The sequence below is a fragment of the Tabrizicola sp. genome, from assembly GCF_041913445.1.
In the GTDB taxonomy this organism is placed as follows: domain Bacteria; phylum Pseudomonadota; class Alphaproteobacteria; order Rhodobacterales; family Rhodobacteraceae; genus Tabrizicola.
In genome coordinates this window covers 12918-37853 of sequence record NZ_JAYSFG010000008.1, presented here as the reverse complement: position 1 = coordinate 37853, position 24936 = coordinate 12918, and the positions used below count along the sequence as shown (strand labels likewise).

The window sequence follows — 24936 nt, the reverse complement described above, 5'->3', positions numbered from 1 at the left end:
CTGGGAAGGCCCTGCGTGGGTCCGGACGCGGAAATTCCGCTCAGCCGCCCGCGACATGCCGGGCCGCCGCCTGCGAGGCCGCCCCGACCGCCGCGCGGAAGTCCTGCCCGCGGGCCAGTTCCGCCGCCAGCGCACCGACGAAGGCATCCCCAGCGCCGTGGCTGGAGACGACGGTGACCGCTTCGGCGGCAAGTGTGAAAGACTGGTCGGGGGTGACCGCGGCCAGTCCCCGGCTTCCCGCAGTGACGATGACGGTGGGGAACCGGTCCGACAGGAACCGCGCTGCCCCCGCCGCGCTGACAAGATCGGTGACGGGACCCGCCCCCATCATCTCGGCTTCGACCGCGTTCACGACCAGGACATCGATCAGCGGCACCAGCGCCGCAGGCAATGCCCGCGCCGGGGCGGCATTCAGCAGGACCGCCACCCCGCGCGCACGGGCGGCCCTTGCCGCAGCCAGGTTCAGCGCCTCGGGCACCTCGTTCTGCAGGACCAGGAGCCTCACCTCCTGCCAAAGGTCCCTGTCCTCCAACACCAGGGGGTCGATGCAAAGGTTCGCGCCCGAGACGATGGTGGCCGCATAATCGCCGCTTGCATCCTGTATGGCGACGCTCATGCCCGATCCGACCCCGGGCAGCACCGCGACATATCGGTCGTCGACCCCACCCGCGCGCAATCCGTCCCTCAGGAAGGTGCCGAACCCGTCGTCCCCGACCGCGCCCAGCATCCGGCTGGTCGCCCCCGCACGCGCCACCGCGGCGGCCTGGTTGCCGCCCTTGCCGCCGAACTTCGGATACCAGCGCCGGCCGATGGCCGTTTCGTCGCGGCGCGGCAGGTGGTCGGCCTCGACCATGATGTCATGGTGCAGGCTGCCTGCGACAAGGACGGTGGGGATCACGCGGGTCGCTCCATTCTTCGGTCCTGAAGGTTAGGCAGGCGCGGCCAAAGCGCAAGCTCTTCCCAAATGCCCGCCGGGGTGTAGCATCGCGCGACCAGACTGCGCGAGAATGCCATGCCCCGCTTCCCGATCATCGACAGCCACCTGCACCTGTGGGACCCGCAGCGCCTGACCTATCCCTGGCTCTTTCCGCCGCTCGACCGCCCCTTCCTGCCCGCGGACTTCCGCGCCGCCAGCGCCGGGGTAGAGATCGAGGCGCTGGTCTTCCTCGAATGCGACGCGGCCATCGACCAGGCCTACGCCGAGGCGCAGCAGGTGCTTGCCTGGGCCGAGGAAGAGCCGCGCATCGCCGCCATGGTCTGCAACGCGCCCCTGGAACGGGGCGATGCGGTCCGGGCCGAGCTGGACCGCCTGGCCGCGACCCCGAAGGTCCGGGGCATCCGGCGCATCTACCAGGACCAGCCGGACCTGACCTATTGCCTGCGGCCGGACTTCGTCGCCGGAGTGCGGGCGCTGGCCGACTATGGCCTGTCGTTCGACCTCTGCCTCAAGCACCCGCACCTTGGGGCGACCATCGGCCTGGCCGACGCCTGCCCGAACGTGCCGATGGTCCTCGACCACATCGCCAAGCCCGGAATCGCGGCGGGCCTGATGCAGCCCTGGGCCGACCAGATGCGCGAGCTTGCCCGCCGCGACAACGTCGTCTGCAAGCTGTCGGGCGTGGCCACGGAGGCCGGCCCCGGCTGGACGCCAAAGTCGCTTCGCCCCTACATGGACGTGGCGCTCGAGGCCTTCGGGCCGTCCCGCATCATGTTCGGCGGCGACTGGCCGGTCGCCACGCTCGCCATCACCTACGCGGACTGGGTCGCGGTGGTGGACGACCTGATCCGCGACCTGTCCGAAGCCGAGCAGCGGCAGATCTACCGCGACACGGCGCGAAGCTTCTACCGGCTCTGAAATCGGCCTGCGAATGCAACGCTCTGGCACCATTGGCAGTGCCAGAGCGCAAAAGTCGCGCTGTCAGGGGCCAATTGCCGGGGCTCATGCCCCCCGGCCATCGCCAAGGCGGGGCACCGCCCGCCCTTGCCCCCAAAGCGGGCTACATCACCGCGCCGATCTGCCAGGGCACGAACTCGGCCCCGCCGAAGCCCAGCTCCTCGGACAGCGTCCGCTGACCTGAAGCGACGGCGATGATCTTCTCCAGGATCTCCGCGCCCTTGGCCTCGATGCTGACGCCGTCGATGATGTCGCCGCAGTTGATGTCCATGTCCTCGGCCATCCGGGCATACATCTCGTTGTTGGTGGCCAGCTTGATGCAAGGCGAGGGCTTGTAGCCCGAAACCGATCCGCGGCCCGTGGTGAAGACGATCATCGTCGCGCCCGAGGCGATCTGGCCGGTGACGCTGCAGGGATCATAGCCGGGGCTGTCCATGTAGACGAAACCGGGCGAGGTGATCGGTTCGGCGAACTTGTAGACGCCCGCCAGCGGCGCGGTGCCGCCCTTGGCCACGGCGCCCAGCGACTTTTCCAGGATCGTCGTCAGCCCGCCCCGCTTGTTCCCGGGCGAGGGGTTGTTGTCCATCTCACCGCCGTTGATCGCGGTGTAGTTCTCCCACCACTTGATCCGGTCGATCAGCTTCTCGCCCACCTCCGGACTGACCGCCCGGCGGGTCAGCAGGTGCTCGGCGCCATAGATCTCGGGCGTCTCGGACAGGATCGTCGTCCCGCCCATCCGCACCAGAAGGTCGCTCGCATGGCCCAGCGCCGGGTTCGCCGTGATGCCGGAGTATCCGTCCGACCCCCCGCATTGCAGCCCGATGATCAGCTTCGACACCGGCGCGGGCTGCCGAGCGACCTTCGACGCGACCTCTGCCATCTCGCGCAGGACCTGCAGTCCCTTCTCGATCGTCGCCCGCGTGCCCCCGGTGCCCTGGATCGTCATGTAGCGGAAGTTGCCGTCCGGACGAAGCCGCCCCTGCCCCACAAGGTCCGGGACTTGCATGACCTCGCAGCCCAGACCCACCAGCAGGATGCCCCCGAAATTCGCGTTCCGCGCATAGCCCTTCAGCGTGCGCATCAGCGTGTCGTAGCCCTCGTTCACCCCCGACATCCCGCAGCCGGTGTTGTGGACGATGGGCACGAAGCCGTCGATGTTCGGCATCGCGGACAGGACCGGGTCCTTCTCTGCCGCCTCGGCGATGAAGCGCGCCACCGAGCCCGAGCAGTTCACCGAGGTCAGGATGCCGATGTAGTTCCGCGTGCCCACCTGCCCGTCAGCCCGGTGATAGCCCATGAACTCGCGCACCGGCAAAGGCGGAAGGGCCTGCGCCTGCGTGCCCATCGCATAATCCGTGCTGTGCGGGCCCATGCCAAGGTTGTGGCTGTGGATATGCGCCCCTTCCGCGATGTCCTCGGTTGCCTGGCCGATGGACTGGCCATAGCGCAGGACGATCTCGCCCTTCGCGATCGCCCGCGTCGCCAGCTTGTGCCCGCGCGGCACCGGCCCCGGAAGGGGGACCGAAACGCCGGGCACCTGGGCCCCCTTGGCCAGGTCGGTCAGCGCGATGACCAGGTTGTCTGTCGCGTGCAATCGGATAGTAGCATCGGCCATCGCGTCCCCCCGCAGCACGCCCGGCTTTAAGTTGACAGGGGGCTGCCTGTGTCTAACATGTTAGCATGCTACAAGCGCCTCCCACCGGACCACAAGACCTGAATGGAGCGTCCCGCCTGACGCCCCTGGACAAGCTGCAGGGCTCGCTTGGCCAGCGGGTCTACCTCAGCCTGAAAGAGGCGATCCTGACGCTGGCCTTCCGGCCCGGCGACATCATCCGCAAGCCCGAGATCTGCGACCGCCTCGGCGTCTCGCGCAGCCCCGTCGCGGACGCCGTGGCGCGGCTTGCCGCCGACGGCCTGGTCGACGTCGTCCCCCAGGCAGGCACCTTCGTCACGCGCCTGTCGATGACCGACATCCGCGAGGGCGCCTTCATCCGCGAGGCGATCGAGGTCGCCGCGGCTGAACTGGTCGCCGGGCAGATCAGCGACGACCAGCTGAAGGACCTGCGCCGCAATGTCCGGATGCAAGAGGCCCTGGTGGCCGACGGCGACCGGCAGGGGTTCATGGCGCTCGACGGCCAGATGCACGAGATGATGCTCTCCTTCACCGGCTTCCCCCGCCTGCCGCAGGTCGCGCAGACCGCCTGGCTGTCCGTCCACCGTGCGCGCCAGCTGATCCTGCCGGTCGAGGGGCGGTTGCAGGCGACCCTTGACGAACATCACGCGATCCTGGCCGCCTTCGAAGCCCGCGACCCGCAGGCCGCGCGGCTTGCCGTCCAGCACCATCTGCGCCAGCTTCTCACCTATCTCGCGCCGCTGGAACGCGCCCACCCAGAGCTTTTCGCCACCCCATGATCCCGAACAAACCCCGCTACGCCACCCGCCTGAACGCGTTCAAGCAGAAGGGCGATACCGTGGCGCAGATGATAGACGCCGCCGGACGGGTTGGCGGGCTCGATGCGGCCGACCTGAACTTTCCCGACCATTTCGACCACCATTCCCCGGGTGACCTGTCGCGCATCCTTGCCGAAAACGGGATGGCGCTGAACGGCCTGGCGATGCGCTACTACACCGATCCGGGCTTCCGCCTCGGGGCCTTCAGCCACCCCGACGCCCGTGTTCGCCGCACCGCCATCGACCTCACGAAACGCGGGATCGACGCCCTGTCGGCGATGGGCGGGCGGCTGATGACGCTGTGGATGGGTCAGGACGGGTTCGATTACAGCTTCCAGGCCGATTACGCCCGGATGTGGGACGACAGCCTTGCCGCCATCGCCGAGGTCGCCGACCACAACCCCGCCGTGGACATCGCCATCGAATACAAGCCCAACGAGCCCCGCGCCCATGTGGTGATGCCGGACATGGCGACGACGCTTCTGGCCCTGGCCGAGGTCGGGCGGCCCAACACCGGCGTCACGCTCGACTTCTGCCACATGCTCTTTGCCGGCGAGATGCCGGCCCGCGCCGCGATGCTGGCTGGCCGGAAAAGCCGGATCCTCGGCGTCCACCTGAACGACGGCTATGGCAAGCGCGACGACGGGCTGATCGCGGGTTCTGTCCACCCCGTGCAGACGGTGGAGCTGTTCCTGGAGCTTGACCGGCAGGGCTATGACGGGGTGATCTACTTCGACACCTTCCCCGACCACGGCGGCACCGACCCCGTGGGCGAGGCGCGGGCGAACATCGCCGTCACCGACCGCCTCCGCGCCCTTGCGCGCGACTTGGCGGGAAATGCCGACCTGGTCGAGGCGCAGGCGAACCAGGACGCCGCCGCCGCCACGCGGATCGTGCTCGCCGCGCTCTACGGCGGCTGAGCCGCTCGCCTTTTGCACTCCCAACGACGCGCCCAAAGCGTAGTCGGCGTCAGATCGGCGCGTCAGCCCGGATCAGCCCTTCGGCCCGCAACGCCTGCCACAGAGCCTGCGGGATCGCCGCCTTTGCGGCCTGCAGGTTGGACGCCATCTCCGACAGACCCTGCCCTCCGGGAATGACCGAGACCACTGCCGGATGACGCAGCGGGAACTGGAAGGCCGCATCGACCAGCCGCACCCCATGGCCCTCGCAGACCTCCTGCAACCGCGCGGCCTTGGTCAGCACCCAGTCCGGAGCTGGGGCATAGTTCCAGTGCACCCCGGGCCTCGGACCCGTCGCCAGCACGCCCGAGTTATAGGGGCCGCCCACCACGATTCCGACGCCACGTTCAACGCACATCGGCAGAAAGCTCTCCTGCGCCTCCTGCTCCAGCAGGGTGTATCGCCCCGCCAGCAGGAAGATGTCGAAATCCCCACGCTCCAGAAGCCACTGGCAGGGCTGCCATTCGTTGATCCCGCCGCCGAAAGCCCGGATCACCCCCTGGTCTCGCAGTGCCACCAGCGCCCGGTAGCCGCCCGCCATGAAGGCGTCGAGCCGCTCCTGCAGCGCGGCCTGACTGCCGTGGTTGAAGATGTCCAGGTCATGGGCATAGAGGATGTCGATCCGGTCCACGCCAAGGCGTTCCAGGGAGAATTCCAGGCTCCGCATCGTGCCGTCATAGCTGTAGTCGTAGATCTCCTTCCGCGAGGGCACGTCGACCCACTTCCCCGCCCCGTCGCCCTGCCCCGGCGGCACGGCCTTCAGCAGGCGGCCAACCTTCGATGACAGCACATAGGAGTCCCGAGGCTTGTCGCGCAGAAGCCGGTTGAGCCGGGTCTCCGACAGCCCCAACCCGTAAAGCGGCGCGGTGTCGAAGTACCGGACGCCCCCGTCCCAGGCTGCCTTTAGCACCGCATGGGCCTCGTCATCGCTGATCGCTTTGAAAAGATTGCCCAGCGGGGCCGCCCCGAAGCCCAGTTCCGTGAAGGTCAGCCCGCCGTTCCCCAGCCGGTCCCAGTGTCGTGTCGCCAGCATCTACTGCCCTCCCCACCTGCTGACATGCTAGTATGATCCGGCTTCCCGTCCAACGGCTTTCGCGCTAGCGTGACCGCGCAAGGGGGGATCACATGTCACGTTTCAAGGCCGTTTTCGGCGACCGCAAGCCCGTCATCGCCATGGTCCATCTCGGGGCCTCGCCCGGCGCACCGCTCTACGACGCAGAACGTGGGGTGGAGGGCATCCTGGCCGGAGCGCGGGCCGACCTGCGCGCCTTGCAGGCCGCAGGCTTCGACGCCGTGATGTTCGGCAACGAGAACGACCGCCCCTATGAGCTGAGGGTGGACACCGCCTCCTCCGCCACGATGGCCTACATCATCGGCCGCCTGCGGGACGAGATCACCGTGCCCTTCGGCGTCAACGTGCTGTGGGACCCGATGTCCAGCTTCGCCGTCGCCGCCGCCACCGGCGCCGCCTTCGTCCGCGAGATCTTCACCGGCACCTACGCCTCCGACATGGGCGTCTGGGCCCCCGACGCCGGTGCCGCCGTTCGCTACGCCCAACGCCTCGGCGCCGGAGGCGTCGCCCGCCTCTACAACGTCTCGGCCGAATTCGCCGACAGCCTCGACCGCCGCCCCCTGCCCGACCGCGCGCGGTCCGCCGTCTTCTCCTCGATCCCGGACGCGGTCCTCGTCTCGGGCGCGATCACGGGTGAGGCCGCGCGGATGGAGGACCTCGAAGGCGTCAAGCGCGTCCTGCCCACCACCCCGGTCCTCGCCAACACAGGCGTCAAGCACGCCACCGTGGCCGATGTCCTGGCCGTGGCCGACGGCTGCATTGTCGGCTCGGCCCTCAAAGTGGGCGGGGACACCTGGGCCGCCGTCGACCCCGACCGCGCCGCCGATTTCATGGCCCGCGCCCGTGCCGCCCGGGGGGGCATATGACGCTCCCCTCCGTCGCGGACCTGACCGTCGAACTGATGCTGATCCCCGGCCTCGCGGGCTATGAAACCCGCGTCGCCGCCGCCATCGCCGCGCATCTCGACAGCCTCGGCCTCCCACACCACTCCGACCGCCTCGGCAACCTGACCTGCACGATCCCCGGCGACCCCGCGCTGCCGCCCGTACTGGTCTTCACCCACATGGACCAGCTCGGCTTCGTCGTCCGCAAGATCGAGCACACCGGCCTCATCCGCCTCGAACGCCTCGGCGGCGTCCCCGAACGCGCCTTGCCCGCGCAAGCCGTCCTCCTCTGCACCGAAAGGGGAGACCTCCCCGCCCTCATCGCCAACAAGAGCCACCACGCCACCAGCCCGGAGGAGAAATACAAGGTCCTCCCCTACGCCGACCTCTACGTCGACGCAGGCTTCACCTCCAAGGCGGAGGCGGAAGCCGCCGGCGTCCGCATCGGCACCCCCGTCACCTACCTCCCCCGCGCCCTTACCCTCGCCAACGGCCGCATCGCCGGCACCTCGGTCGACGACCGCGCGGGCTGCGCCGCCCTCCTGAAACTCGCCGAAGCCCGGAAGGGCAAACCCGGCCCCACCCTCCACCTCGTCTGGTCGGTGCAAGAGGAATACAACCTCCGCGGCGTCCTGCCCGCCGCCACCGCCCTGCAACCGGCCATCGCGCTGCAGATCGACCTCCTTCTCGCCTGCGACACCCCCGACATGACCACCCGAGGCGACGTGACCCTCGGCGGCGGCCCGGGCATCAGCCTCTACTCCTTCCACGGCCGCGGCACGTTGAACGGCGTCATCCCGCACCCCGCCCTCGTCCGCCTGTTCGAGGACGCCGCCACCACCGCCAACCTCCCCCTCCAACGCTCCGCCCATACCGGAGCCCTCACCGACCTCTCCTACATCCAGTTCATGGGCCCCGAAGGCGTCGCCTGCCTCGATGTCGGCTTCCCGATGCGCTACTCGCACTCCGCCCTCGAAGTGGTGGACCCCGAAGACCTCCAAGGCCTCGTCACCCTCCTCGATACGGCCCTTTCGGCCATCACCGCAGACATCAAACTCACAAGATGACCCACACTCTTGGTATCGACATCGGCACCTTCGAATCCAAAGGCGTCCTCGTCGACACCCAGGGCCGCATCACGGCGCAAGCCAGCAAACCGCACAAGATGATCGTCCCCCGCGCCGGATGGGCCGAACACCGGGCGGAGGAGGACTGGTGGGGCGATTTCGTCCACATCACCAAGACGCTCCTGCAGCAATCCGGCCTGAAACCCAGCCAGATCAAGGCCGTCGCCACCAGCGCCATCGGCCCCTGCATGCTGCCCGTGGACGCGCAAGGCAAACCCCTGATGAACGGCGTCCTCTACGGCGTCGACACCCGTGCGACCGACCAGATCGCCGCCCTCAACGCCCGGATCGGCGAGGCCACGATCCACCAGCGCTGCGGCAATGCGCTCACCTCGCAATCCGTGGGGCCAAAGATCCTCTGGCTCAAGGAAACCCAGCCCGACATCTACGCCCGGACGGCAAAGGTCCTCACCTCCACCAGCTACCTGACCTGGAAGCTGACCGGGGAATACGTGATCGACCACTACACCGCCGCGAACTTCTCGCCCCTATACGACGTCACCACCCAGGACTGGACGACGGACCTCGCCCCCGAGATCATCCCCCTCGAAAAACTCCCTCGCCTCATGTGGTCCACCGAGATAGCGGGCCACATCACCGCCGCTGCCGCAGCCGAGACCGGCCTGACCCAAGGCACCCCCGTCACCTGCGGCACCATCGACGCGGCGGCGGAAGCCGTCAGCGTCGGCGTCCAGCACCCGGGCGAGATGATGCTGATGTATGGCTCGACCATCTTCATCATCCAGGTCACCGGCCAACCCGTCCACGACCCGCGCCTGTGGTATGCGCCCTGGCTCTTTCCCGGCACTCACGCCTCGATGGCGGGGCTGGCCACCTCCGGCACCCTCACCCACTGGTTCCGCGACCAGCTGGCCCGCGACACCGATTTCGCGGCCCTTGTCACCGAGGCGATGGACAGCCCCAAAGGGGCCAAGGGCCTCCTCTGCCTCCCCTATTTCTCGGGTGAGCGCACCCCGATCCACGACCCCCACGCCCGCGGCAGCTTCTTCGGCCTGAACCTGACCCACACCCGCGCCGATATGTTCCGCGCGGTCTGCGAAGGCATCGCCGCAGGCACCGCGCATGTGCTGGAGACCTACGCCGAAGTCGGCGCATCCCCCGCCCGAGTGCTGGCGGTGGGCGGAGGCACCAAGAACCAGCTTTGGCTCCAGGCCACCTCGGATTTCGGCCAAGTCCCGCAACATGTCTGCGAAAAGACCATCGGGGCAAGCTACGGTGACGCCTTCCTGGCCGCCTGCGCCATAGGGGCGGCCCGGCCGCAGGACATCCAGGCCTGGAACCCCGAGGCAACGACCGTCCAACCCGAACAGGTCCCCGCCTACGCCGCGCAATACCCGCTGTGGAAGCGGCTCTACACCCAGACCAGGGACCTCATGCAGGCCCTGCCGTGACCGAGTTCTCCCGCCTCCGCCCGCACCAGCTGCAAGCGGCGATCGCGGCGAATACCCCCGTCGTCCTGCCCATTGGCGTGATGGAGTACCACGGCCAACACCTCCCCGCCGGGGTCGACCTCCTCGCGGTGACCGAGGTGCTGGACCGGCTGGGCGACCAGATCATCACTCTCCCGCCCTTCGCCTATGGCGCGGCCTCGCATGCCGTCGCCGGACCCGAGGGGACCGGGACGCTCCACATCGACGCAAACGCCATCCTGCCGATGGCCGAGGGCCTTTTCACTGCCCTCCTCAAGGCAGGCTTCCGCAACATCCGGGGCGTCATTCACCACCAGACCGAGGGCTTCGACCAGGGGATGCCGACGGACCTCGCCTTCCGCCTGGCGGGCCGCAACGCGATCATGCGGTTTCTTGAGGCCACGCGCGGCCCCGGCTGGTGGGGCGACCGTGGGATGCAGGACTACTACGCCCGGCAGGCCGAGGGCGCGGACCCGTTCAACTGGATTCGGATCCATCCCCTCTTCCCCAAGGGCGCGGCCTTCCCCTTCGACCATGCGGGACAAGGCGAGACCGCGCTCATGCAGGCCCTCGCGCCCGAGACGGTTGACATCTACCGCGCCGGAGACGGGGACCACTGGTACACCGAAGATGCGACGGAAGCCTCGGCGGAACTGGGAGAGCGCGGCGTTCAAATTGCCCTGGCGCACCTGCGACAGGTGCTGGGCCTTGCCGGGTAGGTGGGCGGATCGCCCACCCTACAATTCGGGAAGGTCCAACACGCCCTTCTTCAGGATGAAGCAGCCATAGGGGCCGGAGTCCGAGGTCCGGATGATCGCAAAGGCCCGCTTGGCCGCGGCATAGAAGTCGAACCGCTCCAGCGCCTGGATGGTGACCGAACGCCCCTCGGCCTGGTCGACCACGGTCTGCATCCGCGCAAAGATCGGCACCTGTCCGTCCGGGTTGCCCACCACCTGCATCCGGATGACCGGAGCGGGGACAAAGGTATCCAGCGGCATGAGGCTCAGGATCGCCCTTGCGGCCGTCGGAATATCGCAGCCCGCCATGTCGATCAGCCGGCCATATGTCGTCTCGGCCGCGATGGTCGCTGCGGGGTGGTTCACATCGCAGATCACCAGATCGTCGCCATGCCCCATCAGCATCAGGACATGGACGATCTCGGCCGAAAGCCTCTGGTCGATCCCTTTCAGCATGACGTCGGCATCGGTTAAGAAACCCCTAACAGAAAATCCCAAGTCCTTGTTTCACAAGGGTTTCCCAATTTGTCCACCGTGGACACTACTTGACCGCCCCCGCCGCCATCCCCTTGATGATAAACCGCTCCAGCACGACCCCGATCACGATCAGTGGCAGGATCGCCGCGAAACTGAGCGCCGCCATCGACCACCAGTTGATCCCCTGGCTCCCGGTCTGGCTCGCCACCATCACCGGCAGGGTGTTGGCATGGGTCGAGGTCAGGAGGGCCGCGAAGAAATACTCGTTCCAGGTCAGCACAAGGCTCAGGATGAAGGCCGCCACCATGCCGGGCAGCGCGATGGGCAGGATGATCGTCAGGAACGCCCCCCAGATCGACAACCCGTCGACCAGCGCGGCCTCCTCCAGCTCGGTCGGGATCGTCTCGAACTGGTCCTTCATGATCCAGATGACGATCGGCAGGACCGAGAGGGTGTAAAGGAGGATCAGCCCGATCCGGGTGTCGAGAAGCGCCAGCTCCTTGTAGAGGACAAGGAACGGCAGCGCGAGCACCACGGGCGGCAGGATCAGCTGGCTGAGGAAGAAGAACAGGATGTCGTCGTTCTTCATCCAGGCCCATTTGTAGCGGAACCGCGACAGCCCATAGGCCGCCATAGCCCCCAGCACCACCGCCAGCGTCGAGGACACCAGTGCCACCACGGCCGAATTTCCGAACCGCTTCAGGAACTCGGCCCGCACCGTGCTTTCCTGCTGCAGCGTCTGCGGCGACATGCCGATCGATTCCCAGCCCTTCCACTTCGGGGCGTAGAAGACCGACTTGGCCCAGTCACCCTCGGGCGTCCAGGACGGCGGCAAGGGCACCATCTGGCCCTGCATCACGTTCGGGGCCATCTTGAAGCTGGTCGTGGCGGTCCAGTAGATCGGGAAGAGGCAGATCACCGCCCAGAAGACCAGCACGGCATAGATCGTCACCCGGCTCGCCCACCACTTCATGCGGAAGCCACGGTCGGTGTCGCTGTCGCGGAAGATCTGGACGGGGGTATCGGTCATCATGTCCCTCGTCAGGTCCGGGGCTTCGTCAGGCGGTTGGCGAACTTCATGAGCAGCGTCATCGCGATGACGATCAGCACCAGGTAGACCATTGCAAGCATGGTGCCGTAGCCGACGTTGGACCGTTCCCGATATTCGCGGAAGATGAAGCTGGTCACCGTGTCCGTCGCCCCGCCGGGCCCCCCGGAGGTCACGGTGATGACGATATCCGCGAGCTTCAGCTTGAAGATGATCCGGATCAGGATCGCGGTCACGGACACCGGCAACATCAGCGGGAAGGTGATCTCCCAGAAGCTTTTCCAGCCCGTGGCGCCATCGACGCGGCTGGCCTCCTGCAGCTCTTTCGGGATCGCCTGCAGGCCTGCGAGGAGCATGATCATCATGAAGGGGATGAAGGTCCAGGCATCCAGGATCATGATGGTCAGCTGAGCCATCCAGGGGCTCTCGAAGAAGCTCGGGTTCTCGATCCCCATGGCGCGGGCAAGCCGGGCCAAGGGGCCGAAGCGGGGTTCCAGCATCGACTTGCCGATCATCCAGCTGACCGCCACCGGCGACAGCATCAGCGGCATCAGGAACGCCACCCGCCAGAACTTCCGCGCCCGGATCTGGCCCGCAAGGATCAGCGCCAGGCCGAAGGCGATGGCGTATTCCACAAGGATCGCAAGGACATAGATGACCATGTTGCCGAGCGCGTTCCAGTAGAACGGGTCGTGCCACATCTGCACCAGGTTCGCGACGCCATTGAACTGGCGGCCCTCCAGGCTGGAAAGGTTCCAGCTGGAAAACGCGATGATCAGGCCGAAGAGCAGCGGAAAGACGGTCAGCGAGACGACGAACAGAGCCGCAGGAAGCACGAAGAGGGTGCGCTTGCCCTGCTCGCCACGCATGATGACCTGCGCCCAGCAAAGGCAGGTGGCCCAGAGGCAGTAGGCGTAAAGCGTCGGCCGCCAGGTGGTGAAGCCGAAGTCCTGCCAGCCCATCTGCTGCGCGGTCTGCGCAAGGGCGACAAGCGCCATCAATGCAGCCGACCCCCAGACGAGCATCTGGCCCATCCGGCGACGGCTGTCCGAGATGTCGTCCGAGGTGACGACGTGAAGGTGATCGCTGCCGCTCATACTAGCATGTTAGCTGGCGCCAGACAGGACGCAAGCGCTATCCGGCACGAAGATGCAGGCGCGGGTGTTGGCGTGGAGGTAGCGACCAGCCCTGCCCAAAGTCGCCAGCGCGGAAATGACGAAGGACGCGCCGGTTGTCCGACGCGTCGCATCAGGTTGGGTGGGCAATCCTGCCCACCCTATGTTCAGGTCACATCCCGAGGGACGCCTTGTACAGCGCGATCTGGCTGTCGCGGCCGATCTGGTCGGTGATCTTCTCCCAGGCGGCGGCAATGGCGTCCGCGGTCTCCTGGGCGCTGGCATACTGCCCGGCGAAGCCCTTGGCCAACTCGTCCTCGGCCACCGAGTAGTACTGGAAGATGCCCGGGATCCGCGGCTCGATCGCGGCGTTCGGGTGGTTGTAGCTGTCGGCGTTCGACCCGAGGTAGTCCTCGACGAAGGCCCGGTCATAGCCCGCAGCTTCCCACTCGTCGTACTGGAAGTGCGACTGGCGGTAGGGCTGGAAGCCCGAGGGATAGGCCGCCGTCCAGAGCGACAGGTCCTTGCCGCCCAGGTGCGCCGCCGCCGACCAGGCCGCCTTGCGCTTCTTCTCGTCGCCCGACACGCGGGAGGTCACGTAGATGCCCCAGCCGATATAGGCCATCAGCGGCGCCTCGTTCGCGGTCTCCTCCCAGGCACCGGCGGCCGCGTTGTAGCGGCGGGTCGAGCCGGGGTTGATCCCGAAGCCCACCACGTCGCCCACGACCGAGGTGTCCGAGGTGCGCGCGTTCGAGCCCACGTCGCCCCACCACATCAGCATCGAGCCGGTTCCGGCCAGGAACTGGCTGAACGCCGTGGTGCCGGGGTCGGCGTTGATCTGGTCGGCCGGATAGGCGCCTTCGGTGGCGATCAGGTCCATCACGTCCTGGATCGCCTGGACCCAGCCCGGATTGTTCACCCGCGGCTTCATCGTTTCGGGGTCGAAGAGCCAGGCCGGGTCGTCCGGGTGCTTCACATAGGCGGTCGCCCGGTTGGCGATGAAGTAGAAGCCGAACCCGCCCCAGCCCTTCAGCGGATCAAGGTAGCCATAGGCCGGCAGCCCGGTCAGCGGGTCGGTCTGGCCGACCAGCGCCTTCGACACCGCGTTGACGTCCTGCCAGGTCTTCGGCACCTCGGCCCCGCCGATCGCGCCTTCGCCGAAATAGTCCTTCCGGTAGCTGAAGGTATGGCAGTCGCCGTCGATGGTGATCCGGTAGGTCTTGCCGTCCCAGGTGCCGACCGGAGGCTTCAGGTAGCCCACAAGGTCGTCGGCCTCGATCTGCGTCGCCACCCAGTCGGGCATCGGGTCGAGAAGGCCCTTGCCGGCCGTGTCGCCTTCGAAGGGCGCGCCCATCTCGATGATGTCGAAGTCGACGGTGCCCGTCGCGATCGACTGCTGGAGACGGCTGTTGTAGTCGGCCTGCGCCAGGTCGATCCAGTTGATCTTGGCACCGGTATAGGCCTCCCAAGGCTTCAGGAAGCCGCGGAACAGGAAGTTGTGCAGGTTCTGGTTGTTGAGGCCGAGGAACGTTAGCTCGACGCCCGCGAACTCGCCTTCGGCCACGTTCGCCTTGGTGGCGGCAAGGCACATCTCGCCGACCTTCTGCCAGTCGGCATCGGTGGGGCTGCCCATGCCCACGCCGGGGATCTTCAGGATCTCGGCGCGGACGTTGTCCTGCGCGCTGGCGATGCGGGCCGTCATCGGCATCGCGGCCATCGCGCCCAGGGCAGCGGTGCCCTGCAGCATCCGGCGACGGCTGAGCCGCGACCGGGACATCATCTCGTACAGTTCGACCTTCAAGGTAGCTCCTCCCTTTGGAACGTTCCCGCAACGGTGTGTCCGTCACGGCTTGGTGTCTGGAAATCAGCGTCGCCGGACCCGGCCCTTTTCGGGGTTCTCTCGCGGTCCGCAGGCGGAATGGCAGTCGTTGGTTCCTCCCACTCCCCCTTGTGGCAAGTTGCCCAAGGGTCAGCTTCGCGCGGCGGCAGGGGCCTGTCAAGTTTCTAACATGTTAGTATGGTCAGCGGATGGACAGACCCCGCCTGGCTGGGTTACCACTTGACCCGTGGCACCAGGGAGACGGGCGTTTGGCCGAAGTAACGATCCGCGCGTTGCGCAAGACTTATGGCGGCTTGCAGGTCATCCACGGCCTCGACCTGGACATTCCGGACGGGGCTTTCGTGGTGCTCGTCGGCCCGTCGGGCTGCGGGAAATCCACGCTTCTGCGGATGATCGCGGGGCTGGAGGAGGTGACCGAGGGCGACCTGATGATCGGGCCGAAGCGGGTGAACAACCTGCCGCCCTCGGAACGCGACATCGCGATGGTCTTCCAGAACTACGCGCTTTACCCGCACAAGACGGTGGCCGCGAACATGGGCTTCGCGCTGAAGATGCGTGGGATGGACAAGGACGCGATCCGGGCGAAGGTCGAACGCGCGGCCGAGATCCTGGGCCTGACCCCCTATCTCGACCGCTATCCCCGCGCCCTTTCGGGCGGCCAGCGCCAGCGGGTGGCGATGGGCCGCGCCATCGTGCGCGATCCGCAGGTGTTCCTCTTCGACGAGCCGCTCTCGAACCTCGACGCAAAGCTCCGCGTCCAGATGCGGACCGAGATCAAGGAGCTGCACCAGCGGCTGAAGACCACCACGGTCTACGTCACCCACGACCAGATCGAGGCGATGACGATGGCGGACCGGATCGTCGTCATGCAGGGCGGCCGGATCGAACAGGTCGGCGCGCCCTTGGAACTGTACGACCGCCCCGCCAACACCTTCGTCGCGGCCTTCATCGGCAGTCCGTCGATGAACCTGCTCGACGGCCGCATCGTCGGCGGCAAGGTCGAGATCGCGGGCGCGACGCTGCCCTTGCCCCCCGGCGTCACGGTCGAGGACGGGCGCGAGGTCGTCTATGGCATCCGCCCCGAACACCTGGCCCAGTCCGACCAGGGCCTGACCGGCACCGTTGCCGTCGTGGAACCGACCGGCTCCGAGACCCACGTCGTCGTCCGCCTTCCGGGCCGCGAGGTCACGGCAGTCTTCCGCAGCCGTGTCTCTTTCGGGCCGGGGTCCACGATCACTCTGGCGCCCGACGCCGCGGTGGCGCATCTATTCGACAAGGCGACCGGCAAGCGCATCTAAGGCGCGCCAAAGGGAGGACACATGCTCAAGGGAATCGACAACCGGCTGAATGCCGAGGTGCTGGCCGTGCTGCGCGCAATGGGGCACGGCGACGTGCTGATCGTCGCAGACACAAACTTTCCGTCGGATTCGGTCGCGCGGGCCACGGTGACCGGCAAGCTTCTGCGGATGGAGAATCTGACCTGCGCCGAAGCGGTGAACGCGATCCTCTCGGTCCTGCCCCTGGACACCTTCGTCGACGATTTCGCGGGCCGGATGGAGGTCGTGGGCAATCCGTCGGAAGTTCCCCCGGTGCAAAAGGAAGTCCAAGCCGAGATCGACCGCGCCGAGGGCCGTCCCCGCCCGATGATCGGGATCGAGCGCTTCGCCTTCTATGACATGGCCCGGAAATCCTACGCCGTGATCCAGACGGGGGAGCGTCGGTTCTACGGCTGCTTCATGTTCCGCAAGGGCGTGATCCCGCCGGAGGCTTGAGATGAAACCCATCGTGATCCTCGGCATCTTCGTCGCCGACACCGCCTACCGCGCCGAGCGTCAGCCGAAGATGGGCGAGACGATCCTTGGCACCTCTTTCGTGCTGGGACCGGGCGGCAAGGGGTCGAACCAGTCCGTCGCCGCAGCGATGGCAGGCGGGAAGGTCCATTTCATCACGCGGCTCGGGGCGGATGCCTTTGCTGACATCGCCCAGGCCACCTGGGCCAAGGCGGGCGTGGTCCCCGAAGTGAAGGTCGACCGCGAAAGCTACACCGGCGCGGCCTACATCTTCATCGAGAACGCCACCGGCAACAACGCGATCATCGTCGCGCCCGGCGCCGCGGGCCGTGTCTCGGTCGAGGACGTGGAGGCCAAGGCCGACCTCATCCGCCAGGCCGCGATCTTCGTGACGCAACTGGAACAGCCGATCCCGGCGGCGCTGCGTGCGCTGCAGATTGCCCGCGCGGCCGGCGTGACCACGATCCTGAACCCCGCCCCCGCCGCCAGCCTGCCGGACGAGATGCTTGCGCTTTGCGACTATGTCACGCCGAACGAATCCGAAGCCGAGGCGCTGACCGGCAAACCGGTCACCACGGTCGAGGAAGCCAAGGCCGCCGCCGAGGCCCTCCTCGCCAAAGGCGTGGGCGCGGTGGTGATCACGCTGGGCGACAAGGGCGCGCTTTACCACGACGCCCGCCAGTCGGTGCATGTCCCGGTGATCTCGGCCGGCCCGGTGGTGGAAACCACGGGGGCAGGCGACGCCTTCAACGGCGGCTTCGCGGTTGCCCTCTCCGAAGGCCGGGACGTGATCGAGGCCGTCCGCTTCGGCTGCGCGACGGCCGGGATATCGGTCACCCGGCCGGGCACGGCCCCCGCCATGCCCTCGCGGGCCGAGATCGACGCACTTCTCGCCCGCTGACCCGGGCGGCCTTCGGGCCGCTCCCTACGGTCGGATGACCTGCCCTGCCCCGCGTCACGTGCGACGCGGGCCATCGCCATGCCACGCGGAAAACCACCCCCCACCCGTCCCGGCGCAAATGCTGCAGTGCGATAATGCCGCATGCCGCGGCACGGCCCAAGCGCTGGAAATCGCGGGGGAGCTGCCTACCTACCCTGCATCCTCAGAGGGACCTGACCCAGGAAGGACGTAAAGGTGATGGACGCACTTCTCCTGTCTCGCATCCAGTTCGGTGCGAACATCTCGTTTCACATCCTGTTCCCTACGATCACCATCGCTCTGGGATGGGTGCTTCTCTTCTTCAAGCTGCGTTTCAACGCCACCGGAGACCGCAAGTGGGTCGACGCCTACATGTTCTGGGTCAAGGTCTTCGCGCTCTCCTTCGCGCTGGGTGTCGTCTCGGGCATCACCATGTCCTTCCAGTTCGGCACCAACTGGCCAGGCTTCATGGAAACTGTGGGTAACGTGGCGGGCCCGCTTCTCGCCTATGAGGTCCTGACGGCCTTCTTCCTGGAGGCAGTCTTCCTTGGGATCATGCTTTTCGGGGCAAGCCGGGTGCCCGGGTGGCTGCATACCACCGCCACGGCCCTGGTGGCCTTCGGGACGACCATGTCGGCCTTCTGGATCCTGGTCCTGAACAGCTGGATGCATACCCCCCAAGGCTATGAACTGCGCGACGGCATCGTCTATGCGACCGACTGGTGGGCCATCATCTTCAACCCGTCGATGCCCTATCGCCTCGGCCACATGCTGCTGGCCAGCGGCCTGACCGTCGCCTTCCTGATCGCCGGGATCAGCGCCCTGCGCCTCTTGTTGAAGGACCGCAGCGAAAGCGTCCGCACCACGTTCCGCGTCGGCGTAATCCTTGGCGCTGTGCTGATCCCCGTGCAGATCCTGATGGGCGACATGCATGGCCTGAACACGCTGGAACACCAGCCCCAGAAGGTCGCCGCGATGGAGGGCAACTGGGAGACGGGAAGCCATGTGCCACTCCTCCTCTTCGCCCTGCCGGACGAGGCCGCGCGCACCAACCATTTCGAGATCGGCATCCCCTCGCTTGCCTCGATCATCCTCAAGCACGATCCCGCGGGCGTGGTGCCGGGCCTGAACGACTTCGTCACCGCCGAGGGCGAGGTCATGCACCCGCCCGTAGCCCCGGTCTTCTGGTCCTTCCGGATCATGGTGGGCGTGGGCATGCTGATGCTTCTCGCCAGCTGGACGGGGGCCTTCCTTCTCTGGCGCCGCGGGGCGGATGCGATGCCGCGGGTCTACCTCTACGGCATGTCGGGCCTCGCCTTCTCGGGCTGGATCGCGACACTTGCTGGCTGGTACACCACCGAGATCGGCCGCCAGCCCTGGCTGGTGCAGGGCGTACTGACGACCGAGGCCGCCGTCGCCGATGTGCCCGCGCCGATGGTCCTGTCGACGCTGGTGATCTACCTGGCCGTCTATGCTGCGCTGATCCTCGCCTACATGGGGGTCATCACCTACATGGCGCGCAAGGCCGCAAAGGGCGAACCGCTGCCCAAGGATGAGCGCGTGAAGGGCGGCGAAGCCATGGCCGTCCCGGCGGAGTGACGGGGATGTTCGCCAGCCTCGACCTCCCCTTCATTTTCGCCGCGCTCCTCGGGCTGTCGATCCTGATCTATGTCGTCCTCGACGGCTTCGACCTGGGCGTGGGCATCCTGTTCCCCTTCGCCACGCCGGACGAGCGCGACACGATGGTCGCCAGCATCGGCCCCTTCTGGGACGCGAACGAGACCTGGCTGGTGCTGGCCATCGGAATTTTGCTCGTGGCCTTCCCCGTGGCGCATGGCGCGATCCTGACCCAGCTTTACCTGCCCGTGGCGATCATGCTGGTGGGCCTGATCCTGCGCGGCGTGGCGTTCGAGTTCCGCGCGAAGGCGGCGCTGAAGCACAAGCGCGCCTGGGACGGCGCGTTCTTCCTTGGAAGCCTGATGACCGGCCTGTCGCAAGGTTTCATGCTGGGGCTCTACATCATGGGCCTCAGCTACACCTGGTGGCATGTGGGCTTCGCCCTCCTGACCGCACTCTTCCTGACCATCGCCTACAGCTTCATCGGGGCAACCTGGCTCATTGCCAAGACCGACGGCGCGCTTCAGCGCAAGGCGGTCGACTGGTCCAGGGGCGGCATCTTCGGGGTTATCGCCGGGATGGGGGCAATTTCTGTCGCCACGCCCCTGGTGTCCGAGCGGATCTTCGACAAGTGGTTCGGACTGCCGCAGCTTCTCTACCTCTCGCCCCTGCCGGCCGCCTCGGCCCTCTTGATCGGCCTGATCTGGTGGCACCTGCGGCGCCTGCCGATGGAGGGTGACCGGCTTGCCTGGGTGCCCTTCGTCGCGACGATCCTCCTCTTCGCGCTTGGTTTTGCTGGAATGGCCTACAGCTTCTTTCCCTTCATCGTGCCCGAGGCCATAACGATCTATGAGGCCGCAAGCGCGCCGGAGTCGCTGGCGATCATCCTGGTCGGGACCATGATCGTGCTGCCGACAATCCTTGCCTATTCCATCCTCAGCTACTGGATCTTCCGCGGCAAGGCGACGGCCCTGCGCTACGACTGAACAAGGTCCGGATATCGGGCCCGAACCGGCCCGATCTTGCGCCAATGCGACCATCCCGGTGTTGTCCCGCGAATGCAAACCCCCGAACTCTGCGCGCCGGATCAGGCGGGCACCAGCCGCGCATCCCCGGGTGCAAAGCCCACCTGCACGCTCTCGCCCTGCTGGAACGGCAGGGGCTGCGGCGGGGCGATGGCGAAGATCGGGCCAACATCGGTGCTCAGCGTGTATTGCACCGAATTGCCCAGCCAGGCGGCATAGGTCACCTCGGCCGGAATGCGCTCTGGCCCCGGATCGCGCGACAGTCGGATGTGATGCGGGCGCAGCACCATCTTGGCCGGGCCGGTCGTGGTGCTTGCCAGCGGCAGGCGCAACCGGCGACCCTGCAACGCGATCTCCGTCTCGGCGCCCGACCGGACGACCTCGACATCGACCAGGTTCGCGTCCCCGATGAAATCCGCGATGAAGGCGTTCGCGGGCCGGTCGTACAGGTCATGCGGAGTGCCTTCCTGCGCGATCTCGGCGTTCTTCATCACGATGATCCGGTCGCTGACCGCCATCGCCTCTTCCTGGTCGTGGGTCACATAGACGGCCGTCAGTCCCAGACGCTGCTGGATCTGGCGGATCTCCTCGCGCACATGGCGGCGGAGTTTAGCGTCCAGGTTCGACAGCGGTTCGTCCAGCAGCAGAACCTCCGGCTCCAGCACGATTGCCCGCGCCACGGCCACGCGTTGCTGCTGCCCGCCCGAAAGCTCGGACGGCAGCCGCGCGCCAAAGCCCTTCAGACCCACCGTCTCCAACCCCGCCTCGGCCCGCGCCTTGACTTCGCCCTTGGCCATGCCCTTGACCGACAGGCCGTAACCGACGTTCTCCAGCACCGTCATGTGCGGGAACAGAGCGTAGGACTGGAAGACCATCGAGACGCGGCGGTAGGTGGCCGACAGATGCGTGACATCCTCGCCCCCGATCAGGATGCGCCCCTCGCTGGCGCTTTCCAGACCCGCAATCAGCCGCAGCGTCGTGGTCTTGCCGCAGCCCGAAGGGCCAAGGAGCGTGACCAGCGTGCCGGGCGTGATGTCCAGCGACAGCGGCTTCAGCGCCACCACCTCGCCGAACGTCTTCGTCACGTTTTCAAAGCGGACGGAACCTTTCATGGCACCCCCTTCAATGGGCTTCGATACGGTCGGCCCGGCGCAGTTTGCGCCGACCGATGACAAGTTGCAGGGCAAGGATGGCGATCAGCATCGTGAAGATCAGGACCGTCGCATAGGCGATGGCGATGCCGAACTCACCGTTCTCCACCCGGCCGACGATGAAGCTTGTGGCCATGTTGTAACGGGCCGAGACCAGGAAGATCACCGCCGAGACGGAGGTGATGGCGCGCACGAAGCTGTAGGTCAGCGCAGCCAGGATCGCCGGTCCCAGGAGCGGCAGGATCACCCGGCGCAGGGTCGTTGCGCTATTGGCTCCCAAAGTGATCGAGGCTTCGTCCAGTGATTTGTCCAGCTGGCTCATCGCAGCGATGCCGCCGCGCACGCCGACCGGCATGTTGCGGAAGATGAAGACGATGACCAGGATCAGGCCAGTCGCGGTCAGCTCGATCGGCGGGAAGTTGAAGGCCATGACATAGGCCACGCCGATGACCGTGCCGGGGATGGCGAAGGACAGCATGGTCGAGAACTCGAACGCGTCCTTGCCGGCGAACTTCTGGCGCACCAGCAGATAGGCTGTCGCCAAGCCCACGGCGGCGGTCAGGGGGGCGGCGATGGCGGCGATGGTGATCGTGGTGACATAGCTGTCCCAGGCTGCCCCGGTGAAGTGGATGCCGTCGCGGAAGACGATCCCGAAGGCGCGGGTGTAGTGCTCGGAGGTCAGGCTGTGGTCATAGCCCCAGAGCTTCACGAAGCTCCCGAAGACGATCAGGGCGTATAGGATCAGCGTGAAGGCCGCCCAGGGCAAGGCGATGACGTAGCAGGCCCAGCGCAAGCCAGGGTTCAGCGCGGCGTGCCGACCGCTGTCACCCTTGCCGGTGACCGTGGCATAGTTTTTCTTGCCCAGCCATTTGCGCTGCGCGAGGAAGGCCCCCAGCGTCAGGGAAAGCAGGATCAGGGACAGGATCGCCGCCTTTGCCGGGTCTGCCACTGTGCCGACGATGGCAAAGTAGATCTCGGTCGACAGCACGTTGAAGTTGCCGCCCAGGACCAGAGGATTGCCGAAATCCGCCAGGCTTTCGATGAATCCGAGGAGGAAGGCGTTGGCCAGACCGGGGCGCATCAGGGGCAGGCTGACAAAGCGGAAGGTCTGCCAGCGATTGGCATCCAAGGTCTGCGACGCCTCTTCCATGCTGGGCGAGACGCCCTCGACTACGCCGATCAGCACCAGGAAGGCGATCGGGGTAAAGGACAGGGTCTGCGCCAGCCACACGCCCCAGAAGCCGTAAAGCCAGCGGGTTTTCTCCCAGCCGAAGGCATCGGCGAAGAACTCGGTCACGGTGCCCGACCGGCCGAAGAGCAGGATCAGCGCAAGGCCGATCACGAAGGGCGGCGTGATGATCGGCAGAATGGTCAGGACGCGCAACAGACGCTTGGCGCGGAAATTGGTGCGTGTGAAGATCAGCGCGAAGGCAAGGCCCAGCAGCGTGGTAGAGGTGGCCGTGGCGATCCCCAAGAGCAGCGAATTCAGCGCCGCGCCGCAATAGCCCTGTCCGGTCAGGCAGGCGGGTGACCAGATTTCGGGCGCGAAGAAGCGGGGCAGGAACTCGCTGACGCCAAGGCCCGCGCCGCCCTGCAACTCGAAGGCGCGGATCAGGATGAAGCTCATCGGGTAGAAGACGAAGACTCCGACCAGCGCGATGATCGCCCCGATCAGTCCGGTGATGAAGGCATCGCCCCTGCCCCGGCCCAGGCCGGAAATCCCGGTGGTGAGGATGAACAGCAGCGCTGCCGCCACGACAAAGGCCCCGGCGCCCATTCCGGGTTGACTGGCGCCCTCCATCAGGCCGAAGCGGGTGCCGTTGCCAAGGATCACCAGACCCTGCCCGGCCAGCAGGGCCAGCCCGAGCGCCCCGCCCGCCACCAGCCCCCGCGCGACCGCCAGCTGCTCCCGCGCGAGGGCCAGCGCCGCCCCGGCAACTGCAAATCCCGTCAGCGGCAGCCAAAGCCAGGCCCGTTCCCCCAGGGACCACAGCAGCGCTGACCGCGCCCCGCCGCCAAGGTCCGCCACCCAGCCAAAAGACCAGAAGCCCTCTGCAACCATGTACCAGGGCAGCAGGGCATAGGCCCCCAGCCCGATCAGAAGCCAAAGCCCCGCCGTGCGCCGCATCGCATTCTTCCCGGAAATGAAGGCGGCCCGCACCCTGAGGCGCGGGCCGGGGTCAAGGTTCACTCCTCGAAGGAGCCGCCCTTCGACTTCACATCCGCCTCCCAGCGCGCCAGGAGACGCTCACGCGTTTCGGACGAGCCATAGGTGGCGAAGTCGTAGTCGATCAGCTTGACTGCGGCCATGTCGGGGGCCTCGGGGTCGGTCGCCGCCGCCGGGTTCGAGGGGATGTTGAACACGCCCACCTCAAGCCCCTTCGACTGCGCCTCGGCGCTGATGACGTATTCCACCCACTTCTTCGCGGCTTCCAGATTGGGCGTTCCGTTGATCACGCTGACGGCGCCGACCTCATACCCGGTGCCTTCGCAGGGCGAGACGATCTCGACCGGGAAGCCCTGCTTCTTCAGGTTCACCATGTCATGCATGAAGCCGACCGCGATGGTCGTCTCGCCCCGCGCCGCCATCTTGCCGGGAGCCGAGCCCGACTTGGTGTTCTGGTTCACGTTGACCGCGATGTCGGCCAGAAGCTTGAAGGCCTCGTCCTCGCCGAAAAGCTGCACCAGCGTGGCCAGCTGCGTATAGGCCGTGCCCGAGGATTGCGGGTTCGACACCGTCACCTCGCCCTTGTACTCGGGCTTCGCCAGGTCCTTCCAGCAGGCCGGGGCGGGCAGGCCCTTCTCGGCCAGAACCTCGGTGTTGTAGAGGATGCCAAGAAGACCGACATGCACGCCCACGGCCTTGCCGCCGGACATTTCGGTCATGTTCTGCGACCAGCCCAGCTGGCCGGACACGTCTACGCCCGTGGCCACCGTCAGTCCTTCGTTCGCGGCGATGAGGTGCGGGTCGCCCGTGCCCCCCCACCAGACGTCGATCTTGGGGTTGCCTGCCTCGGCCCGGATCTGGGCCAGCACCTCGCCGGTCGATTTGCGGACCATGGCTACGTCGATGCCGGTATCGATCTTGAAATTCTGCGCCATGAGATCGCACCAGGCCTGCTCGTTCGAGCAGACCACGTTCAGGCTTTGCGCCGAGGCCGCGCCCGCGGCCATGATCGCGCCCAGTGCCAGCGCACTGATCGTGTAAGGTTTCATCGTGATCCTCCCGGTTCGACCGCCTCTCCCGGGCGGCCAAGGCAAGACTGACACGCGGTACGGCTTTGGGGAGGGGTGGCTCGGTTAACAGCCTGACCCCGCCGCGGCTTTTCGATGAACAGTGTTACAAAGCGGGGCTGCGACACAACAATTGAAACCCGATAGCGATTGCGGCGCGGCGCAG

At 66.9% G+C, this 24936-nt stretch carries 22 protein-coding genes; 12 read left to right on the top strand and 10 right to left on the bottom strand.

The genetic code is table 11. From position 1 onward, the window contains the following. Positions 1-40: 40 nt before the first annotated feature. Positions 41-898, bottom strand: coding sequence for a PfkB family carbohydrate kinase (locus ACE3Q6_RS11035; protein WP_374432289.1), 858 nt, complete (start codon positions 896-898; stop codon positions 41-43). Positions 899-1012: 114 nt separating this feature from the next. Here ACE3Q6_RS11035 and ACE3Q6_RS11030 point away from each other — a divergent pair, with 114 nt between their 5' ends. Continuing rightward, the gene (locus ACE3Q6_RS11030) at positions 1013-1855 is read left to right on the top strand and encodes an amidohydrolase (protein ID WP_374432288.1); all 843 of its coding nucleotides are present in this window, start codon (positions 1013-1015) and stop codon (positions 1853-1855) included. A gap of 142 nt (positions 1856-1997) precedes the next feature. Here the strand turns inward: ACE3Q6_RS11030 and ACE3Q6_RS11025 are convergent, their stop codons facing one another. Beyond that, positions 1998-3509: a UxaA family hydrolase gene (locus tag ACE3Q6_RS11025; protein ID WP_374432287.1), complete on the bottom strand. Its 1512-nt coding sequence runs from the start codon at positions 3507-3509 to the stop codon at positions 1998-2000. A 65-nt stretch (positions 3510-3574) separates the two neighbouring features. Here ACE3Q6_RS11025 and ACE3Q6_RS11020 point away from each other — a divergent pair, with 65 nt between their 5' ends. Further along, a complete protein-coding gene (locus ACE3Q6_RS11020; RefSeq protein ID WP_374432286.1) occupies positions 3575-4306 on the top strand; it encodes a GntR family transcriptional regulator in 732 nt (243 codons plus the stop codon). After that, the gene (locus ACE3Q6_RS11015) at positions 4303-5265 is read left to right on the top strand and encodes a sugar phosphate isomerase/epimerase family protein (RefSeq protein WP_374432285.1); all 963 of its coding nucleotides are present in this window, start codon (positions 4303-4305) and stop codon (positions 5263-5265) included. Before ACE3Q6_RS11020 ends, ACE3Q6_RS11015 begins: the two co-directional genes overlap by 4 nt. Before the next feature lie 49 nt (positions 5266-5314). Here ACE3Q6_RS11015 and ACE3Q6_RS11010 read toward each other — a convergent pair whose 3' ends face one another. Continuing rightward, a complete protein-coding gene (locus tag ACE3Q6_RS11010) occupies positions 5315-6337 on the bottom strand; it encodes an aldo/keto reductase (protein WP_374432284.1) in 1023 nt (340 codons plus the stop codon). 92 nt (positions 6338-6429) lie between these two features. Here ACE3Q6_RS11010 and ACE3Q6_RS11005 point away from each other — a divergent pair, with 92 nt between their 5' ends. The 4 genes from ACE3Q6_RS11005 to ACE3Q6_RS10990 are packed head-to-tail and all read left to right on the top strand — an operon-like array spanning position 6430 to position 10536. Beyond that, complete coding sequence (locus ACE3Q6_RS11005; RefSeq protein WP_374432283.1) at positions 6430-7242, top strand: BtpA/SgcQ family protein; 813 nt, start codon at positions 6430-6432, stop codon at positions 7240-7242. Continuing rightward, on the top strand, positions 7239-8327 hold the full coding sequence (locus ACE3Q6_RS11000; protein ID WP_374432282.1) for a M42 family metallopeptidase: 1089 nt from the start codon (positions 7239-7241) through the stop codon (positions 8325-8327). Before ACE3Q6_RS11005 ends, ACE3Q6_RS11000 begins: the two co-directional genes overlap by 4 nt. Continuing rightward, positions 8324-9799 (top strand): FGGY-family carbohydrate kinase, encoded by a 1476-nt coding sequence (locus ACE3Q6_RS10995; RefSeq protein WP_374432281.1) that lies wholly within the window; start codon positions 8324-8326, stop codon positions 9797-9799. Before ACE3Q6_RS11000 ends, ACE3Q6_RS10995 begins: the two co-directional genes overlap by 4 nt. After that, complete coding sequence (locus ACE3Q6_RS10990) at positions 9796-10536, top strand: creatininase family protein (RefSeq protein ID WP_374432280.1); 741 nt, start codon at positions 9796-9798, stop codon at positions 10534-10536. The genes ACE3Q6_RS10995 and ACE3Q6_RS10990 overlap by 4 nt, the downstream gene beginning before the upstream one ends. Before the next feature lie 18 nt (positions 10537-10554). Here the strand turns inward: ACE3Q6_RS10990 and ACE3Q6_RS10985 are convergent, their stop codons facing one another. The 4 genes from ACE3Q6_RS10985 to ACE3Q6_RS10970 all read right to left on the bottom strand — a co-directional run bounded on the left by ACE3Q6_RS10985 (position 10555) and on the right by ACE3Q6_RS10970 (position 14995). Next, positions 10555-11010 (bottom strand): RbsD/FucU family protein, encoded by a 456-nt coding sequence (locus tag ACE3Q6_RS10985; RefSeq protein ID WP_374432279.1) that lies wholly within the window; start codon positions 11008-11010, stop codon positions 10555-10557. Positions 11011-11095: 85 nt separating this feature from the next. After that, positions 11096-12061: a carbohydrate ABC transporter permease gene (locus ACE3Q6_RS10980; protein ID WP_374432278.1), complete on the bottom strand. Its 966-nt coding sequence runs from the start codon at positions 12059-12061 to the stop codon at positions 11096-11098. 11 nt (positions 12062-12072) lie between these two features. Further along, on the bottom strand, positions 12073-13176 hold the full coding sequence (locus ACE3Q6_RS10975; protein ID WP_374432277.1) for a carbohydrate ABC transporter permease: 1104 nt from the start codon (positions 13174-13176) through the stop codon (positions 12073-12075). 190 nt (positions 13177-13366) lie between these two features. After that, on the bottom strand, positions 13367-14995 hold the full coding sequence (locus ACE3Q6_RS10970) for an extracellular solute-binding protein (protein ID WP_374432276.1): 1629 nt from the start codon (positions 14993-14995) through the stop codon (positions 13367-13369). 287 nt (positions 14996-15282) lie between these two features. On the opposite strand from ACE3Q6_RS10970, the gene ACE3Q6_RS10965 reads away from it, so the two are divergent. The 5 genes from ACE3Q6_RS10965 (at position 15283) to ACE3Q6_RS10945 (ending at position 20346) form a co-directional block, all read left to right on the top strand. Next, complete coding sequence (locus tag ACE3Q6_RS10965) at positions 15283-16332, top strand: ABC transporter ATP-binding protein (RefSeq protein ID WP_374432275.1); 1050 nt, start codon at positions 15283-15285, stop codon at positions 16330-16332. Between the two features lie 21 nt (positions 16333-16353). Beyond that, positions 16354-16806, top strand: coding sequence for an RbsD/FucU family protein (locus ACE3Q6_RS10960; protein WP_374432274.1), 453 nt, complete (start codon positions 16354-16356; stop codon positions 16804-16806). 1 nt (position 16807) lies between these two features. After that, a complete protein-coding gene (gene rbsK / locus ACE3Q6_RS10955) occupies positions 16808-17725 on the top strand; it encodes a ribokinase (protein WP_374432273.1) in 918 nt (305 codons plus the stop codon). Between the two features lie 237 nt (positions 17726-17962). Continuing rightward, the gene (locus ACE3Q6_RS10950) at positions 17963-19342 is read left to right on the top strand and encodes a cytochrome ubiquinol oxidase subunit I (RefSeq protein ID WP_374432272.1); all 1380 of its coding nucleotides are present in this window, start codon (positions 17963-17965) and stop codon (positions 19340-19342) included. A 5-nt stretch (positions 19343-19347) separates the two neighbouring features. Continuing rightward, positions 19348-20346: a cytochrome d ubiquinol oxidase subunit II gene (locus ACE3Q6_RS10945; RefSeq protein ID WP_374432271.1), complete on the top strand. Its 999-nt coding sequence runs from the start codon at positions 19348-19350 to the stop codon at positions 20344-20346. A gap of 101 nt (positions 20347-20447) precedes the next feature. Here ACE3Q6_RS10945 and ACE3Q6_RS10940 read toward each other — a convergent pair whose 3' ends face one another. Genes ACE3Q6_RS10940 through ACE3Q6_RS10930 form a run of 3 tightly spaced genes read right to left on the bottom strand, consistent with a single transcriptional unit; the run spans position 20448 to position 24752 of the window. Continuing rightward, positions 20448-21497 (bottom strand): ABC transporter ATP-binding protein, encoded by a 1050-nt coding sequence (locus tag ACE3Q6_RS10940; RefSeq protein ID WP_374432270.1) that lies wholly within the window; start codon positions 21495-21497, stop codon positions 20448-20450. Between the two features lie 10 nt (positions 21498-21507). Next, a complete protein-coding gene (locus ACE3Q6_RS10935; protein ID WP_374432269.1) occupies positions 21508-23664 on the bottom strand; it encodes an ABC transporter permease in 2157 nt (718 codons plus the stop codon). 59 nt (positions 23665-23723) lie between these two features. Then, on the bottom strand, positions 23724-24752 hold the full coding sequence (locus ACE3Q6_RS10930; RefSeq protein ID WP_374432268.1) for an ABC transporter substrate-binding protein: 1029 nt from the start codon (positions 24750-24752) through the stop codon (positions 23724-23726). Positions 24753-24936: the final 184 nt, after the last annotated feature.